Source organism: Stanieria cyanosphaera PCC 7437 (assembly GCF_000317575.1).
Lineage (GTDB): Bacteria > Cyanobacteriota > Cyanobacteriia > Cyanobacteriales > Xenococcaceae > Stanieria > Stanieria cyanosphaera.
Map to the genome: position 1 here is coordinate 1,915,161 of NC_019748.1, position 17,530 is coordinate 1,932,690.

The 17,530-nt window shown below is 35.9% G+C and carries 13 protein-coding genes and 1 tRNA gene; 8 read left to right on the plus strand and 6 right to left on the minus strand.

What is annotated here, in order from left to right; all coding sequences use genetic code 11:
* Position 1 precedes the first annotated feature (1 nt).
* The 4 genes from STA7437_RS08295 (at position 2) to STA7437_RS08310 (ending at position 4,497) form a co-directional block, all read left to right on the plus strand.
* Positions 2-2,359, plus strand: a complete 2,358-nt coding sequence (locus tag STA7437_RS08295) for a hybrid sensor histidine kinase/response regulator (protein ID WP_015192937.1) — start codon at positions 2-4, stop codon at positions 2,357-2,359.
* Positions 2,360-2,827: 468 nt separating this feature from the next.
* Positions 2,828-3,187, plus strand: a complete 360-nt coding sequence (locus STA7437_RS08300; RefSeq protein WP_015192938.1) for a hypothetical protein — start codon at positions 2,828-2,830, stop codon at positions 3,185-3,187.
* A 504-nt stretch (positions 3,188-3,691) separates the two neighbouring features.
* Positions 3,692-3,892 (plus strand): hypothetical protein, encoded by a 201-nt coding sequence (locus STA7437_RS08305; RefSeq protein ID WP_015192939.1) that lies wholly within the window; start codon positions 3,692-3,694, stop codon positions 3,890-3,892.
* Complete coding sequence (locus STA7437_RS08310) at positions 3,892-4,497, plus strand: hypothetical protein (RefSeq protein ID WP_015192940.1); 606 nt, start codon at positions 3,892-3,894, stop codon at positions 4,495-4,497. The genes STA7437_RS08305 and STA7437_RS08310 overlap by 1 nt, the downstream gene beginning before the upstream one ends.
* Before the next feature lie 407 nt (positions 4,498-4,904).
* On the opposite strand, the gene STA7437_RS08315 is transcribed toward STA7437_RS08310, so the two are convergent.
* Positions 4,905-4,994, minus strand: a tRNA-Ser gene (locus STA7437_RS08315).
* Between the two features lie 722 nt (positions 4,995-5,716).
* Here STA7437_RS08315 and STA7437_RS08320 point away from each other — a divergent pair.
* The 3 genes from STA7437_RS08320 to STA7437_RS08330 all read left to right on the plus strand — a co-directional run bounded on the left by STA7437_RS08320 (position 5,717) and on the right by STA7437_RS08330 (position 9,104).
* Positions 5,717-7,039: an aminopeptidase P N-terminal domain-containing protein gene (locus STA7437_RS08320; RefSeq protein WP_015192941.1), complete on the plus strand. Its 1,323-nt coding sequence runs from the start codon at positions 5,717-5,719 to the stop codon at positions 7,037-7,039.
* 612 nt (positions 7,040-7,651) lie between these two features.
* Positions 7,652-7,861: a hypothetical protein gene (locus STA7437_RS08325; RefSeq protein WP_015192943.1), complete on the plus strand. Its 210-nt coding sequence runs from the start codon at positions 7,652-7,654 to the stop codon at positions 7,859-7,861.
* A 115-nt stretch (positions 7,862-7,976) separates the two neighbouring features.
* Positions 7,977-9,104: a GDSL-type esterase/lipase family protein gene (locus tag STA7437_RS08330; RefSeq protein ID WP_015192944.1), complete on the plus strand. Its 1,128-nt coding sequence runs from the start codon at positions 7,977-7,979 to the stop codon at positions 9,102-9,104.
* Positions 9,105-9,262: 158 nt separating this feature from the next.
* Here STA7437_RS08330 and STA7437_RS08335 read toward each other — a convergent pair whose 3' ends face one another.
* The 5 genes from STA7437_RS08335 to STA7437_RS24800 form a co-directional block, all read right to left on the minus strand.
* Positions 9,263-10,669 (minus strand): S-layer homology domain-containing protein, encoded by a 1,407-nt coding sequence (locus STA7437_RS08335; RefSeq protein ID WP_216087099.1) that lies wholly within the window; start codon positions 10,667-10,669, stop codon positions 9,263-9,265.
* Positions 10,670-11,133: 464 nt separating this feature from the next.
* Complete coding sequence (locus tag STA7437_RS08340) at positions 11,134-11,955, minus strand: spherulation-specific family 4 protein (protein WP_015192946.1); 822 nt, start codon at positions 11,953-11,955, stop codon at positions 11,134-11,136.
* A 42-nt stretch (positions 11,956-11,997) separates the two neighbouring features.
* The gene (locus STA7437_RS08345; protein WP_015192947.1) at positions 11,998-13,539 is read right to left on the minus strand and encodes a cell wall-binding repeat-containing protein; all 1,542 of its coding nucleotides are present in this window, start codon (positions 13,537-13,539) and stop codon (positions 11,998-12,000) included.
* 61 nt (positions 13,540-13,600) lie between these two features.
* Positions 13,601-15,067, minus strand: a complete 1,467-nt coding sequence (gene pelF / locus STA7437_RS08350; RefSeq protein ID WP_015192948.1) for a GT4 family glycosyltransferase PelF — start codon at positions 15,065-15,067, stop codon at positions 13,601-13,603.
* 2 nt (positions 15,068-15,069) lie between these two features.
* A complete protein-coding gene (locus tag STA7437_RS24800; RefSeq protein WP_015192949.1) occupies positions 15,070-16,890 on the minus strand; it encodes a response regulator in 1,821 nt (606 codons plus the stop codon).
* A gap of 411 nt (positions 16,891-17,301) precedes the next feature.
* On the opposite strand from STA7437_RS24800, the gene STA7437_RS08360 reads away from it, so the two are divergent.
* Entirely contained in the window at positions 17,302-17,529 is a 228-nt protein-coding gene (locus STA7437_RS08360) for a DUF3134 domain-containing protein (protein ID WP_015192950.1), read from the plus strand.
* The last annotated feature ends 1 nt before the right edge of the window (position 17,530 follow it).

Genomic DNA, 17,530 nt, shown 5'->3' on the forward strand with positions numbered 1-17,530 from the left:
AATGAGTACTGTTAGTTCTGACCAAAGTGTCATTTTAATTGTTGATGATACTCCCACTAATTTAGAAATATTACTCGATTTGTTAGAAAATTCTGGCTTCAAGGTTGTAGTGTCAGAGGAAGGAGAAAGTGCGATTGAGATGGCGGAGTATGCTCCACCAGACTTGATTTTACTAGATATACTCATGCCTGAAATGGACGGTTTTGAAACTTGCCGTCGCTTGAAAATGAAGCCCACTACTAAAGATATTCCGATTATCTTTATGACTGCCCTCAGCGATCGCGTTGATCGGGTTAAAGGATTGAATCTGGGAGCGGTTGACTATATTACCAAGCCATTAGAGCATGAAGAAGTTTTAGCCCGTGTCAACATTCACCTGCGTCTCCAAAACCTAACTAAACGATTAACAGAACAAAATGCTCACCTGCAACAAGAAATTGAAAAACGCAAACAAGCACAAGCAGAAAAGGAGCAAGCTTTTCAGGCACTACAACAAAGCGAAGCTCGATTTAGAAGATTAGTTGAATCTAATATTATTGGTATTATTTGTTCACATCTAAACGGCAAAATTACAGAAGCCAACGATGCCTTTCTCAAAATAGTAGGCTATGATCGCAATGCTCTCCAAATGGGTTCTTTATCTTGGCACGAAATGACCCCATCAGAATACCAACATTTAGACCAAGCTGCGATCGCTCAATTACTTAAATCTGGAGTTTGTAATCCTTTTGAGAAGGAATTTATCTGCCAAAATGGTACTCGTGTACCTGTTATGCTCGGAAGTGCGCTTTTGGAAGGCTCTCAAACTGCTGTCAGTTTTGTTCTTGATTTGACCGAACATAAGCAAGCACAACAAAAAATCTTTGAACAAGCTGCGCTACTTGATATTACAACCGATGCAATTCTGGTGCGGGATTTGGACAACAAAATTCGATTTTGGAATCAAGGAGCAGAACGTTTATACGGATGGAAAGCCTCCGAAGCGATCGGCAAGAATGCTAACGAGCTTTTGTACCGAGAACAAGCAATTATCAACCAACTTCCCGACATTCAAGCAAGTTTAACTGAGAATGGTTCTTGGCAGGATGAACTGCACCAAGTTACTAAATCTAATCAAGAAATCATCGTTTCTAGTCGCTGGACACTAGTGCGTGACGATGAAGGACAACCAAAATCACTCCTCGTTGTTAATACTGATATCACAGAAAAGAAACAACTCGAAATGCAGTTTTTCCGCGCTCAACGCTTGGAAAGTCTCGGTACTCTTGCTAGTGGTATTGCCCACGATTTCAACAATATCCTCACTCCAATGCTGGCAGTCTCTCAACTGCTACCGTTAAAATTGCCCGATCTTGACGAGCAAAGTAAGAATTTACTGAAAATACTAGAAACCAGTGCTAGACGTGGGGCTGCTTTAGTTAAACAAATTCTTTCATTTGCCCGCGAAGAAGAAGGTAGAAAACATCGAGTCCAAGTCAGACATCTATTGTCGGAAGTGGCGCAAATCGCTCAACAAACATTTCCAAAATCTATCGAAGTGATCAAAGATGTTCCCAGCCAAAACCTTTGGACAGTTTGGGCAGATGCGACTCAACTGCATCAAGTCTTGATGAATCTCTGTATTAATGCTCGTGATGCCATGCCTAATGGCGGTACTTTAACTATTGCTGCTGAAAATATTTTCCTTGACGAACACTATGCCAAAATTGATCTTGATGCTCAAGTTGGATCATATATTGTCATTAGTATTGTCGATACGGGAACAGGTATTCGACCAGAAATATTAGAAAGAATTTTTGAGCCTTTTTTTACCACCAAAGAACTAGGACAAGGAACAGGACTTGGTTTATCAACGGTATTGGGTATTATCAAAAGTCATGGTGGTTTTCTAAAAGTATATAGCGAGCTAGGAGAAGGCACTCAATTTAAAGTATATCTACCAGCAAGCGAAGATCCTCAAATAAAGCAAACAGAAAACTTTAACTTACCAAAAGGACATGGAGAGTTGATTCTTGTGGTAGATGATGAACTTGCGATTCGGGAAATCACTAAAACCTTGCTCAAAAAATATAATTATAATGTTATCACCGCTAAGGATGGCATTGAAGCGATCGCTTTTTACGCTCAACATCAAGATCAAATCGCTGTCGTATTAATGGATATGATGATGCCAGCTATGGATGGTTCGAGTACTATCCGTGCTTTGCGCAAAATTAATCCTCAGCTTAAAATTATTGCTACCAGTGGATTAGCATCAAATGAGAAGTTAACTGAAAATGCAGACGTAAGAATTACTACTTTTTTGCCTAAACCCTACACTGCCAAAGATTTATTAGAAAGTCTGGAAAAGTTAATTTAATAGCAAAAACAAGAAGTAAGTATGTCATTCTGACCGCTAGGGAAGAATCTCTTCAACTTGCAATTGCTCAATCTAGCTTGAGAGATGTCTCGTTATATCAAGTACGAATAATTGGTTGAAATAAAAAAGCCTGGTTGCATTTGCTAATTACTAATTACTAATTACTAATTACTAATTACTAATTACTTGTTATAGCGTTTCTCGAATCCACGAGGTACACTTAACACCTGCCTCCTGCCTTAAATCCAAATACTTTGTACCTCACCAGTATGAGAACTGCTATATCTGACCTCAACTTTAATATAATTATTCAACCGAACTTCATATTACCTAGGCATGACAAGCAAGTCACGATGTCATATAGCTAACAGCTTATTTTTATCTGGTCTACTACTAATCTAAAAACTGCTGTAAAATAAAATTATTGAGCGGTTTCATATCATTGCTTCAAGCAGCAAGGAGGAAATTATGAAAGCTCAAAGTGATTCTCATTCAAATATTCCTCACTACGATCCACATATTATTCCAGCTGAAACTGGAGCGCGAGAAGCCAGAGAAGGTGAACATTTCGGTCATGTCGAGCATGATAACCCTGCCGATAAAGAACATATTCACACCCGAGATGGCTATACTATCGATCAAGAAGGACTAATTAATAACTACGCAGTTGAACCTGAAATTTACGTTTCTCAACCTGGAGATTTAAAAGAACAAGAATTAGAACGAAAAGCCGAACGTCGTCACCTACTTGAAGAATTATCGGAAGATGAAGAAGGTAAATTAACCCTCGAACACGACTGGCGACATAAAGGCCCTGGACTAATCTAGTAACAAGAAAGGAATAATTTATTAAAAAAGCGATCGCGTCTAATTATTACTCTTTCATCTCTAAAAATCAAGTCCAGTAAAACCAAGGTGTTTGCTATCTACTTCAGGAAAGTTGAACCTTGCGTTTTCAATAATTAAACTGATGGTTAACAGTTTCTCAAAATATGAGAAACTGTTTTTTTATAGCGATATAGCGTTACGCATATACATATTTAAAGATTTGATGAAGTAGCTTGACTTGGTATCCTGGTATCCGTGTTTGGGGAATAGTTGGGGAATAGATGTAAATCCCAATTTATTTCTAAGTAGTTAGCAAGATTGGTGAGAGGCTGCTTTGGAGTCAGTGAGCAGGTTTGATTAAATCGGGATGACAGGATTTGAACCTGCGACATCCTGCTCCCAAAGCAAGAAAATAACGCTATATCAATACTTTCAGCGTTTATCCTCTACAATTTCATTAACTATTTTGGTCGCAACTTGGTCGTAAATTGAAAACACGACCAAATGCTAGAAAAACATAATTATCTACATAATCTTCTCAAGGGACTAATAGCTGATACCAGTCCTGTCAGCTTAATTTGTTTACTCAGAGATACAGCCAGAAAAGAGGCACAATGGGCTGAAACTGAAGAAGAACGAATTAAGTGGTCAAGAAAAGAACGGTTGCTTGACTCAATGCTTTCTCGCTTTGAGGAGGTTGACTAATGTACACCAGGGGACAAGAATACGCTAAAGTAGGCAGAGTAACAGTAGAGATAGATGACAGGTCTTACAGAATAAGATTTACCTATCCTAAGGGCAAAAGGTACTCAATTAGTGTCGCTAGAGTGTCCCCCGAAGGCTGGACTACTGCTATTAAGGCAGCACAGTTAATTAATAGGGATATCGATTTAGGCGACTTTGACGATACCTATGCTCGTTATTCTCCTAAGCACGCTAAAAGGCTAGAAATAGCTAGTCAAGTCAAAGAATACAATCTACTTGAGTTATGGGAGAGATACAAGGGATTGAACAAAAAAAGAATAGCTCAGACTTCTCAAAATAATCTCTGGAAAGACTGCGATCGCTATTTAACTAAAACGCCTAAAAAGCTTTTAAGTCTTAATAATGCTCAGGAATTTATTGATTACTTACAGGGGCTGTATGCAGCTAGTACTATTGCTACTTTGTTTAGATCCTGTCTTCATTCTGCGGTCAATCAAGCTCTTGAAGCGGGGTTAATAAGCAAAAATCCATACGCAAAAATTATTCTACCGAAGCATACCAAGAAAAAGCCTGAATGTTTTACCAATATTCAGTGTTATTACTGATGTAATTTGAGAGGCTCATTTGCCAAACTTATCAATCTCGGTTGATTATTGAAATATTTTACTTGCCTTATCCCATTTGACAAAAACATCAATTTATATTCTCAGTATTGGTAAAAATTACTATATAAAGTTAGCTTCAAGAAGTTGTGTACTGAGGGTTATTTGCGATTCTAGGGGGGGCTAAATGCTTCAGGTAGTATGATGCCTTATCCCGATTTGACAGAATGACCTAGTTGTGTTCTGAGTAATGGTAGAAATAACTATATTAAGACTTGTTACTTAGCTACTTGATTTAGCTTTTTGGGTAGGAGTAAAGTGATGGTAATTGAGCGAATTTTGAGCGGATAATCGTGGTTGATAAGCCTCATCGATGGTGAAAAACCCGACCATCACCGAAAAGTTTGAAACGGAGAGGGAGGGATTCGAACCCTCGATGGGGTTATCAACCCCATAACTCCTTAGCAGGGAGCCGCCTTCAACCGCTCAGCCACCTCTCCAAGGCCACGATTTAGAATTATAACAGACTAGTGCCAGTATTAGAAGTATAAATTTAAATTATTGTTGCTGGACTTTATGCAATGGAAATTCGCGAAACTTGTACTTCTGGTTGTACCTATAAAAAAAATAATCTGTAGACTATTATTTTGGGTTTTTATACCAAAGATATCTGCAAAAGAAAATAAATTTCAGCTACAATCTCGCAAACATAAATACATCTTTTAGTTAAACTGCTTTTGATTTAAAATTTAAAATTAACCTTAAGCAAACCTTAAATTTTGTTGATCAGCTTATTGAGAATAACATACTAAAATGACGAAATTTGGTAGTATAAAAATAGGGTGTGACCAATCTTGTATAAAATTAATCTAAATTTGCTACAATGAAAGATTGTAGATTTATTAAATTAAATGCAATCGCTTATCACTGTGATTGGTTAATCATCGGCTTTTCAGGGTTAAAGATCAAAAGTAAAATTTTAAAAGTCTTATTGACTAAGTATAATTACCAGGATTGACAAAAGAAAATAAATTTAATCGCGATCGCTTGACAAGTCTTTGGTAAAGATTATTTCGAGTAATTTTTCTCAACAAAATCCTTTAAATTAGACAATAAAAAATCCCAGACATTCAACATTTGCGAGTGCATTTTTTCTGATTTAAAGAAAGAAACTTGCATAATAAATAAATAGTAGTTTGTAAAATTAGCTAATTAAGAACTAATGGGGATTGAACTAAACGAATATCGTTTACGCCGAGAACAGTTGATGGCAAAAATTGGTAATGGAACGGCTATTTTTCGCTCTGCACCAATGGCAACAATGCACAATGATGTTGAGTATGTTTTTCGTCAGGATAGTGATTTTTATTATTTAACAGGATTCAACGAACCAGAAGCAGTAGCGATATTAGCACCTCATCATGAAGAACATCGCTTTATTTTATTTCTCCAACCAAAAGAGCCAGAAAAAGAAACTTGGACTGGTTATCGTTGCGGTGTTGAAGGAGCAAAAGAAATTTATGGTGCAGACGAAGCTTATTCTATTGCCGAATTAGATGAAAAGTTACCCCAGTATCTCATTAATGCCGATCGCATTTACTATCATCTGGGCAAAGATCGGCACTTTAATCATGTCATTCTTTCCCATTGGCAAAGATTAATGAGTCAATACCAAAGAAGGGGAAAGGTTCCAGTCGCGATCGAAGACACTCGCCCGATTACCTATCCAATGCGGTTAGTTAAAAGTACTGCGGAAATTGTCCTGATGCGTAAAGCAGCCGAAATTTCTGCTCAAGCACACAACCGCGCCAGAGAATTTGCCCAACCAGGGGTTTATGAATATCAAGTTCAAGCAGAAATCGAACATACTTTTCGTGTAAAAGGTGCAATGGGAATTGCTTATCCTTCCATTGTTGCTTCTGGTGCTAATGCTTGCATTCTTCATTACATCGAAAATGATCGGCAAATGCAGGATCAAGAATTATTGTTAATTGATGCTGGTTGTTCTTACGGCTATTACAACGGCGATATTACTCGTACTTTTCCTGTAGGTGGAAAGTTTACTCCAGAACAAAAAGCTCTTTACGAACTTGTTTTAGAAGCACAATTAAAAGCGATCGCAGAAGTTCAGCCAGGAAAACCGTATAATGAGTTTCACGACATCGCTGTTTGTGTATTAGTTCAAGGATTAATTGATTTGGGATTATTGAAAGGAGACTTGGAAGAAATTATTCAACAAGAAAAATATAAACCTTTTTATATGCACCGTACTGGACATTGGTTAGGTTTAGATGTGCATGATGTCGGTGTCTATAAACACAATGAAGAAACTTGGCAAATTTTACAACCAGGACATATTTTAACTGTTGAACCAGGAATTTATATTTCCCCAAACATTCAATCTGCCGAAGGACAACCAGAAGTTCCTGAAAATTGGCGAGGTATCGGAATTCGGATTGAGGATGATCTGTTAGTCACTGAAACTGGACATGAAATTTTAACTGCTGCCGTACCAAAATCAGTTGATGCGATGGAAAATAAATAATAATGTTTACCATCACTTTTCACAACACGATCAAATCACACTCAAGTTTTTTTGAACAAATTACCTTGGAATCAATTAATTCTAAGCTAATTTTTTATGAATAACTATCAAAAATCAATTTCCAATCAAAATGACTGGTCTTTTGTATCTTGTGCTTTGAATGGTTTTGCTGGGATAGTCATCGGTCTTATTATTGCTAATTATTTAGGGTGGTTTTAATTAGCAAAGGATTCAGCTTAATTTTATTGCATCTGTGCTAATAATCAATAAACTAACTGCTAAATAAATATTTGTAATTCATGGGTAGGTTTAAAAAATAGCCTACCTATTTTAATTGATGTATTTTGTGATAGTATAATATGTTTTTAATAATTCACTTAAATTGTGGTACTTAACAAAGCCTAAAAATCCAGCAAGTCGAGGTACACCCCAAATAAAATACACCTATAATTCATAATTTTGGTGGCAGAAAAATAATCAAAGATAGTAGCGGGGTTGCTATGGACAGGGATATCAATGGAGGGTGTGAAATTTTTCTACGCTCATCGTAGAAATACCAGTCTAAAAGACTGCATGATTAATTTTAGTTAGCAAAATTCTATCGGTATAGTAATGACTATTTGGGTAAACGAACAAATTGATCCTGGTGGCATTGTCTACTCTTGTATTGCTTGTTGTGACGAAGCAGCAGCTAAAGATTGTCACGAAACTTGGCAAAAAAATTTAACCGAACAACAGAAACAACAAGGTTGGATTGCTCGTCTTAGGACAGTAAAGTCTTGGGATGAAGTACCTGTCAATGCCTTGAAATTAAATTATTAAATAAATTGATTTTAGGAATAACACTTTATGATTATTTCCTAAGCTTAATCAATGAACAAAAACCAAGGTATCTACTTTATTTCATCTTACTTTGGTTTTTAACAAATAATTGATAATGGAAATCAAAAAAATTTTATTTATTTTCTTATTTAGTTTAGCTGTATTTATTGCTTGTAGCGATCGCTCTCTTAACTCACAAAGTTTTCAACAAATAGCAGCAGACAATAGTAATTTTCAATACATTGGTAGAGTTGACCGACAAAATCCTCAAGCTCCAATTTTTAGTTTTCCTGCTACAGCTTGTCTGTTTAATTTTGAAGGTACAAGTTTAAAACTTAAATTAGCTGATGATAATTGGGGAGAAAGTAATTATATTGGTGTTTATCTTGATAATAATCCCAAACCGATTATTATTCATTTAAATAGTGGCAACGAACCCCAAGTTTATGAAGTAGCGAAAAAATTAGAAGACAAAAATCATCAAGCTTTAATAGTTAAAAGAAATGATTATATTACAGGGGAATTCTCTTTTCATGGCATTCTGATTGATAACAATAAAAACTTACTTTCACCACCACAACTAACTAATCGTAAAATTGAAGTTTATGGAGATTCAATTTCAGCCGGTTCAACAGTAGAATACGAGCAAACAGGTACTCAAGATCCATCAGGAGATACAAATCATTTATCTAATAGTTATCTTTCCTTTGGAGCAATGTTAGCTAGAGATTATCAAGCTCAATTGAGTTTAGTTGCTCAAGCAGGAATAGCTTTAGTAGATGGTTATGGTTTTTGGCATGATGGTATTGGCATGGAAGCAGTTTACGATCAAATAAAACCTCTTAAAGATGCACCGAGTTGGGATTTTAATCAATATATTCCTAATTTAGTTATAGTTGCTCTGGGACAAAATGATGCCTCAAGCATCGATCTCAACTCTGATCTAACCAGTACAGAATGGAAACAGCATTATAAAAACTTTGTGGCTAATCTTCGTAGTAAATATCCTAATGCTTATTTTATTTGTATGTTTCCTAATATGTATCACGACCGCGCTTGGGATAATTATTTAAACGAAGCAGTAACAGAATACAAAAATGAACAACAAGACAATAAAATTCATTCTTTAATTACAGAACAAGTTACGCCCGGTCATCCTAGAGTAAGCGAACAACAATTAATGGCAGATGCTCTTAAAAATTTAATTGATACCACCTTAGTTCAAGATGGTTTTAGTTGGTAAATTGATTCAGAACAACAAATAATATAGCGTTTTTCACATTAATGAAATACAGTAAAGCTGCTGGTTATTTTTTATGGTTAATTGTTAATAGTTGATTATTCATCCCTCATAATTACTAATTACTAATTGGTAATTGATAACTGGTAACTGATAACTGTTTATGGTTGACTGTTGACTGCCGACTGATTGATACTTTCTCCTTTGACAACTTCTAAGGCAGTAATTCCATCTCCTTGAAAACCAAAGTACCAAAGAGAAGCAGCAGCTTCAGCGCGAGTTACTGGTTTTTTTGGTTGAAATAAAGTTGTGTAACCAAACACACGCTTCATATTTGAGTTGTCACCATTTTGAAAATCGGCAAATAACGCTTGCAATGCTTGAGGTGAGATATTTGCTGTATCTTGAAAACCCCAACTTTGCTTAATTGCATCAATTGAAGCAGTAGGTAAATTTTTTCTTAAATCTAGAGGTACTTTCCAAGTTAATAAATCTTCTCTGGTTAAAGGTGCATCGGGTTGAAATAATAATTTGCTACTATTATCGGTTAGCATGGAAGGGATTAATCCTGCTTCTGCCAATCCTTGAATAATCTCAAAATCAGGGTCATTAACGCTAATATCTTGAAAAGCTGGACGATCGCTTTTAGTTGCTAAATGAATTTTTTCTCCAGCAGCGTTGCCATGAAATTGATTGTTAGCTTCTACTAACCAGCGAGCAAAATCTCTACGAGTAATAGGTTCATTCGGTGCAAATTTATTGGCTTCAACTTTGCCTTCTTTAGAGTAAGCTGTTAGTATACCTAATTTTGCCAAATCCTCTATATAAGGACGTAGTTGTTCTGAAGTTTGATCGAGATCGCTAAAATAAACTGCTGATGCTGTAGTTTCTATATTAGGTTCTAGATCAGTTAAATTTTCAGATGAGTTAGTTGTTTCTGAAGTAGTTAATTGAGGTAAATCTTCAATCGGTTGATACGCGATCGCAAATTGATTGGAAATTAAATTATCTTTATTATCCGTGGTCGGTTGACTAAGAGAAACTGTTACTTTTAAGTTTTCCCTACTAGCAGTTAAAGCATTATTTCCTTGTTGAACATTCTCAGGAAAAGATTTGATAATTTTCCAGCCATTGGCTTTGAGTTGTTGTTGATAATAACTAGCTATTTGAGTCAAAGAGTCTGGTGACTCCCAGTTTGTTTTGCCTTTTTCTGTAGTTAAACCTGGTTGTACTTTGGTTAATTGAGCTTTGGGATAAAGAGGAATTTCAATGGGAAAATCGTCCGGTAAACTGATAGTCTGTTCCGAAGTAGGATTAGAAGAATTAATTGCAGAGTTAGAAGAGCTAGAATTTCCAATCGCAGTAGTAGCTGAAGTTGCTATTTGTTCAGGAACTTGACTACTAGCTAAAGTTTTTTTAAGTTCAGGATCGGCAGCTAACCAATTTTCAATCGTCGCACCATTACTACAAGCAGAAACCAAAAAGAGCAAACTGCTAGCGACCACGCAGTGCCTCGCTTTCGGTGAGATCGCCCAGCGATAAAAGTTGTGTGGTTGATTTGAAAACACAGTTACTTGCTTAATAATCGGACTCCCAAATTTTATCGAAAAATGACATTTATTCTCAGGATAGACAAATTAAAGACTTTAATTATTTGATTATTTTAACGTTTTCCAAAAGCGATCGCGATCCCAACTTTTGTAAGCTTTCATTGAGACAAATTCTAGTTATAGTAACAAAAACTTAGTTTACCAAATATCCAACCATCGGCTGTTTACCACCACAAAATGGCAATCATTAAAATTTTCTTTATAATTACAAAAATTTAAAATTTGTAACAAAATGCATAATAATTGAGCAACTCAAAAATTCTTAATTTGTTTAACTTTTAGATCTACTTCACTCCCAGCAGAAAAAGTAATACTACGACGTATAAATTTGAGAGGATGCCGATGCAGTAATTCTAATACTACTTGAGATCAAATAAATTTATGCCACCTTTCGATGCAGCGTAGTGATTGCCTCTACCAAATCACTTTGAAGACTCGTTTAAAGACCGAATATACTCTATTTCTTCTTGCCAATAGGAGGGTAAACTGTTCCAAGGATCACCATCATCACTAGTTGGACTATCATCGGTAACATAGATATAACCAATCTTACAAGCGATCGCGTGGTCAATATAACTTTTCATCGTAGTAGCATCAGCAACAGAATGAATTAAACTAGCAAAATACTTACTTTGATATTTATTGACATAAGATTTAGGTTTGTATCCTTTCCACGCTTGAGAATAATCTTCAAAAATTACTGCTAGATCTGCTGCGGGACGATTTAAATAACTTTCATCAGTATCAGTACCAGGGTTAATTATTACTTGGTCTAAATTAGTTTTAGTTTTAATGTAGTTATAAAGCTCCTGATAATAATTAATTTGTTTGATATCGCTCGCGCTTTCATCAAGAAAAATTCCGTCCACATCATAATAGTTGTTATAAAGATCGATATCTTGTTTGACTTCTTCAATCGAGCGATCGCCGTATTGGGTATAGACATAGCCTAAGATAGTAATATTTGATTGTCTTAAATCTTTTAATCCTCTTTGATAGTCTTGGTTTGGTGGTTTACCGTCAGGGCCGTTATTAGGATTAATGATTGCCATAATAGGCACTCGCTGTGCTGCTGAGGCAACATCCGACCATACATAAGTTTTAGGTTCATACCAATTAGGATAAATATAAAGAGGAAGCAGAATTTTAAGCGAATTACCCACCACTGCTTGTGATTGACAAGATAACATGATACAAACAACTAAAATTGCTGTTAAAAATCTGCCAAGGTTCAATACTTTCATTTATGTAATTACTGATAACTGATAACTGCTCACTGGTCACTGCTAATACCCTCCCAGATAGTAAGCATAATCTGGTTTTTGCATTGCTTGTAACACTTTGCGTCGAGAAAGCAGCATAAATACTAAAGAACCTACAACTAAACCAAGCACAGCCCATTCAGGAGCGATCGCATTAGCTGCAAGATACCCTATTACAAAATTAACTATTAGACTGGGAAAAATTGATGCGATCGCAGAAGAGGCAAGATTGAGATTAAACAATACCACTGCATTTAATAAACCTAGAACTAATAATAGATATCCTAGACAACCTATTAAAGTTAAAACAGGATTAGTTGATGCCCAAGGTTTTGGAGTTGGTATGCCGATGATAGAAGCTACTAATAAACCAAAAAATAGTAAAATTACACCTATTAAGAGTAAATAACGCAAATTTAATTGCTTAGATAACGTACTCATGTTTTCCAATTTTGCTATCTGAGCTTGTTTGTACCAATAACGAATTAAGCGATAAGCTAAATATTCACTCAAAGGTACGGCTAATAAAAAATTAAGCAAAGCCAAATCCATTGCTCGTTGATAGGCAGAGTCAATCGCAAAAATTAACCCAGAAGCAGCATCTACTGCCCAACCAGCTACCAAACGATCTGCAAAAATAAAGCAAAAATAAGTAATTCCATAACCAAAAAAGGAAGCGAGTAGATAGATAGTAGCACTGAGGTTGGGTAATTCGATTTTTCCTTCAATAGGATGAGCAAGTTGTCGTTTTCTCAACAAAATTACTACGGCGATCGCTAGAAAAATTAAAGTCACAAAGATAGCTACTATTTGAGCTTCCAATGCACCGAGGTTTGCTTTGAACCTAACCATCCAAAACAAGACAGTTAAACCGATCAAAGTTAAAGGTGTTCCCCAAATCGATAACAGAGATAGGATTGATAACAACATCCACAGTAAGCTGAGAACGAGGTAATAAAAAGCCCCTAAAACCAAATATTGATCGGGAAATAAATTTCGATAAAAGCCAAACCACAAACTCATTACAGCTAGGACAAAGCTAGTCAGCATTCCCAAACTCAACAAAGAAACACAGGCTTTTCTTGCTTGTTGTGGAAAACCCAACCCGAAATAAAATTCTCCTCTACGAGCGATCGCTTGAACGAATCCACCACTGGTAATTAAACTAGCTAAAGTTGCTAGGGTAAATAAAGCAGCTAGTTGAGGTGGGATAAATTTCCAACTATCACTAGGTTCTAAATTACTTAAAATTAACAAAGAAATTAAAGGAATAGCATAGACAAAACTACGGGAAAATTGCTCGACAAAGGCATATAATTCGGCAATAATTGTTTTTTTCCAGTTAGTATCTTGCGGTGTTTCTAGAGTTAATAATACAGGATTATTCTGTTGATAAATATATTCTCCAATTGCCAAAACATCAGCAAAACCAAACTCTTCAGCGATAATGCGATCGGTATAACCTAAAGATTCTATAATTGCCATAGTTTGCCAACGATCTACTAGTCTAGGACTAACTTGTTCTACTTGAGCAATTAGTTTTAAAAGTTTTTGTTCGTTGGACATGGATTTAAGTAAAAAGTAAAAAGTAATTACTAATAGGTTTTAATTTTTAAACCATGAGCAATTACTTTAATAATTTGTAATAGGTATTTAAATGTTCTGATAAAAAAGTCTTCTGGGTGAATAATTTTAAGGAACGTTCCAAAGCTCTTTTCCCATATTGCGTCCGCTCTTCTTGGGGAAGTGAAAGTAATTGAAGTATGGCTTGAGCCATCTGTTCTGGTTCTCCTGCACGCACCATTAATCCTGTATCTGCGATCGCTTCTCGGACTCCTCCGACATCAGTAGCGACAATTGTTGCGCCAGAAAGCATGGCTTCGATGATGGCAAAAGGAAACCCTTCGGAAATACTAGACATGGCTACAACATCGGCTTCACTGTATGCCCGCCAGGGTTCACTGGTAAAACCAGCAAAATTAATCGTTTTTTCTAAATCATGTTGCTCTACTACTGCTTGACATTGAGCGAAATAGTTTTCATCAGAGGCTTTTCCGTAAAACCGAAATTCAACATCGGGAATCTGATCTCTGACAATTACCGCAGCTTTAATTAAGTCTAATTGACCTTTTAAGGGAAAGATTAAGCCCATATTCATTACTTGAGGGCGTTCTTTCTTGACAGGTGGTGTAGGATGAAATTTATTTGGATCTGCCCCGTTATAAATTACCTTGATTTTTTCTGGTGGTACTCCCCACCAACGTTCCCAACGGGCATTATACTCACAGACTGGAGCAACTAAATCGGCAAAATGAAAGTTAACTTTCACTACTGCCCCCATTAAGCGATACAAAAACTTGCGGACAAATAAGGAAGGAATATTTTGATTAAGGTTTAAATATTGCTCTCGAATATTAATGCCATGTTCGGTTAGTAAATAAGGCGTTCCGCGCTGTAATTTGGCAATCACACAGGGTAAACCACAAAATGCTGCTGCTGAAGAGTGAGTGATGTCTGTTTCTGGTACGGGTACGTGAATGGCAATTAAAAATCGATATAACAATCGCATTGCTTCAGTTACTTCAGCTAGAGTTACTTCCACAAGAGAATCTTCTTGCTGACAATAATCCCAAACTAGATGCTTAAAAGTTGACCACATCCAAACCGAATTCATGGTTTTGTGATAGTCGTAATCTAGAAAATATTGGTGAATTCCCAACAGCAGTTTACCTAATGATTCTGCTTCTACTTCACTCAGTAATACCATCCGTAAAAAAGATTCAAACAGAGGAATAAATTTAGTTTGAATTAAACTAACGGTTACTTGCTGTTTACTTTTAAGAGCCAGAGAAAAAGGCGATCGCCAGGTGTATTCTACTGGATCATCTGTTCCCCACAATGGTATTTTGATAACTTCTAAAACGTTGGGTGATAATTCATAATTGATTTTTTGATAAGGATTAGCCACAATCGCTAATAGTTTAAAATCTATTTCTGGTAACTGTTGAGTTAACACATGACACCAGGTACTGACACCACCTTTAGCAAAAGGATAAGTTCCTTCTGTTGTCAGCAGTACACAAGGTCTAGCCAAGTTTACTTACCTCCCATAACTGTCTGGGGCAAAAATTGTACTTGAGCTAATTGACTAATAATTAAAGAGTTAGTCGGGTTGGCAAATTCTATTTCAACTAAATAGTCCAATTTTTCGGTAGGTAAAGGATTAACAGTCGCAATCTTACCCTCAAATTTTTGGGCTGTCACTCCCGAACCTATTTGAATTACTGCTGGTTGATTAGGACTCAAGACATTAATTAAACGAGAGTTTACTGCCACTTCAATTTTGAGTTGTTCTAATCTAGCTAACCCAATTACTGCATTACCACCATAAATTTGATCGCCAATGGTAACTGGTATTTCTGTTATTATTCCTGCTTCAGTTGCGGTAATGACTTGATTGATTTGAGGAATTTGATATTGATTAAGTTGGGCTGCTTGCTGTTTTAACAGTTCTAGTTTTTCTGTGGCTTGTTGATATTCAAGCTGAGCCTTTTGCTTCTGTTTTTCTAATTGTGCGATCGCATCTTGTTGTTCTTGAATCGCTAATTTTTCTTGTAGTTGAGATAATTCTGTTTGACTTTGTTCTAATTTAGTATTGGCATTCGCTGCTGCGATCGCTGTATCATAATCTGCCTTAGCTATTTCTAATTCTACCTGCGCTTGTTCTAATTGCTCTTGAGAAATTGCTCCCTGTTGATTAAGAGTATCTAAACGATTAAAACGTGCTTTGGCTCGTTCATACACAGCTTTAGTTCTCGGTACTGAATCTTGTCGTTGACGCAGAGGTAGTTTTTCTGCCTGACTTTGAGCTAGAGAAACCTGTAAATTTGCCTCAGCAATTTTCGCTCGTAAAGGAGCTAAATCATACTTAAGACGATTAATCTTTTGTTCTAAATCAAAAATTTGTTGTTGAGCAATCTGTTGTTGCTGAAATACTGCTTGTTGTTGCTGTTTGGTTGATTGCTGTTCTTGAATAATTTGTTTTTGCTCATTTTCTGCTGCTAAATTCTTGAGAGTAAGTAAAGTTTGACCAACTTCTACCTTCTCACCAACCTGTACGGAAATCTGATCTACCACACCAGGATTAATTGCTGCAATCTTAAAAGTCTTGGCTGGTTTTACCTTACCTGTAAACTGAGTCTGGGCAATGGTAGCAGATTGCTCCTCATAACTAAGCACGGGTAGGGGTTTTCTCAGCCATTGACGCATGACATAAATTCCAGTTGTGAGACTCAAAGCAACTATCAACCAAGCTAAGGTTTGCTTGAGACTATTTTGTGTTGTCCAAGGTTGAGACTCAATCGCTATAGGATTAGGAGAGGTAAGTACAATCTCTTCTTTGGTTAACGAAGTAGAAGTAAGTTTAGCTTTTCTCTGAAGAAGTACTTGAGAATGACTATCTAAGTTGTTTTGTTTGTGCTCAAGAGAGTCAACAGTTGATTTTTTAACCACAGGAAGTAATTTTTCAAATAATCCAGCCCCCATGTGGGTAAAACCTTTGTTAACAAATCTAATCGCTTGTTCTATCTCTTCGTCAGACGATCCCTTCAGTAAATATCCTGTCGCTCCAGCAGACATCGATTCTGTCACATATTTATCTTCATCATGACTACTAAGCACTAAAATTTTCGTCTCAGGACACTCTTCGGCAATTAGTTTTGTAGTGACCAAACCATTTAGTTGTGGCATTTCCAGATCGAGTAAAACGATATCAGGATGTAGCTCTTTAGCAAAAGCGATCGCATCTAGGCCATTGTTGGCAAGACCAATTAATTTAAAATCTGAAATTGAATTAACTAAACATTCAAGTCTAGCACGTACGAATTTTTGATCATCTACAATTAAAATTTTAATCATCACTGATATTTTAAATTATTAAAAATCAAGAGAATTTTTGGTTTAACAAAAAAATAGTTTTATTATTTGAATAAATAATTTAAAACTCAATTATTATTGGTTTAAACCAATTTTTAAGGTTTATTTGATAAATTTAAATACCTATTTGTATATTGATGAATTTCATCTGCAAGATTTTACTTACGTCAATACTAATTTGCCTTATGAACAGAAGATTTACATCAAGAATCAATAAAACTTAGATAAAGATTTGCCTAATTTTTTCTTAACTATCTCAACAATCAACTTATGTATCTGTCTCATCGAAAGGTAGCAGCATCCGCGATCGCGTATAGTTAAAATCTTAGAAATGTTATCCTATAAAGTTGAGCTAAAAATTACAATAGTGAAATCGTTATAGATTAATAATCAATGAAAAATCCAGCGTTAAATCAAGAACCTCGTTACGAACCAGCTATTGTTATTCCTTTAAAACAAGAAGCTTCCTTAATCGATTGGTTAAAGGCAAATAATCGACTAATTGCTCGTGAAGCTGTAGAGAAGGATAGCTACAATGGTGATGATCCTGAAATCGATGAATTGATGGGTGGAGAAGAAGATTTTGAAGAAGATGATGATTTTGATGATTTAGAAGAGTAGA

Coding starts and splice junctions, on each gene's coding strand:
- STA7437_RS08295 (WP_015192937.1), top strand. CDS start 2: ATGAGTACTGTTAGTTCTGACCAAAGTGTCATTTTAATTGTTGATGAT.
- STA7437_RS08300 (WP_015192938.1), top strand. CDS start 2,828: ATGAAAGCTCAAAGTGATTCTCATTCAAATATTCCTCACTACGATCCA.
- STA7437_RS08305 (WP_015192939.1), top strand. CDS start 3,692: ATGCTAGAAAAACATAATTATCTACATAATCTTCTCAAGGGACTAATA.
- STA7437_RS08310 (WP_015192940.1), top strand. CDS start 3,892: ATGTACACCAGGGGACAAGAATACGCTAAAGTAGGCAGAGTAACAGTA.
- STA7437_RS08320 (WP_015192941.1), top strand. CDS start 5,717: ATGGGGATTGAACTAAACGAATATCGTTTACGCCGAGAACAGTTGATG.
- STA7437_RS08325 (WP_015192943.1), top strand. CDS start 7,652: ATGACTATTTGGGTAAACGAACAAATTGATCCTGGTGGCATTGTCTAC.
- STA7437_RS08330 (WP_015192944.1), top strand. CDS start 7,977: ATGGAAATCAAAAAAATTTTATTTATTTTCTTATTTAGTTTAGCTGTA.
- STA7437_RS08340 (WP_015192946.1), bottom strand. CDS start 11,955: ATGAAAGTATTGAACCTTGGCAGATTTTTAACAGCAATTTTAGTTGTT.
- STA7437_RS08345 (WP_015192947.1), bottom strand. CDS start 13,539: ATGTCCAACGAACAAAAACTTTTAAAACTAATTGCTCAAGTAGAACAA.
- STA7437_RS24800 (WP_015192949.1), bottom strand. CDS start 16,890: ATGATTAAAATTTTAATTGTAGATGATCAAAAATTCGTACGTGCTAGA.
- STA7437_RS08360 (WP_015192950.1), top strand. CDS start 17,302: ATGAAAAATCCAGCGTTAAATCAAGAACCTCGTTACGAACCAGCTATT.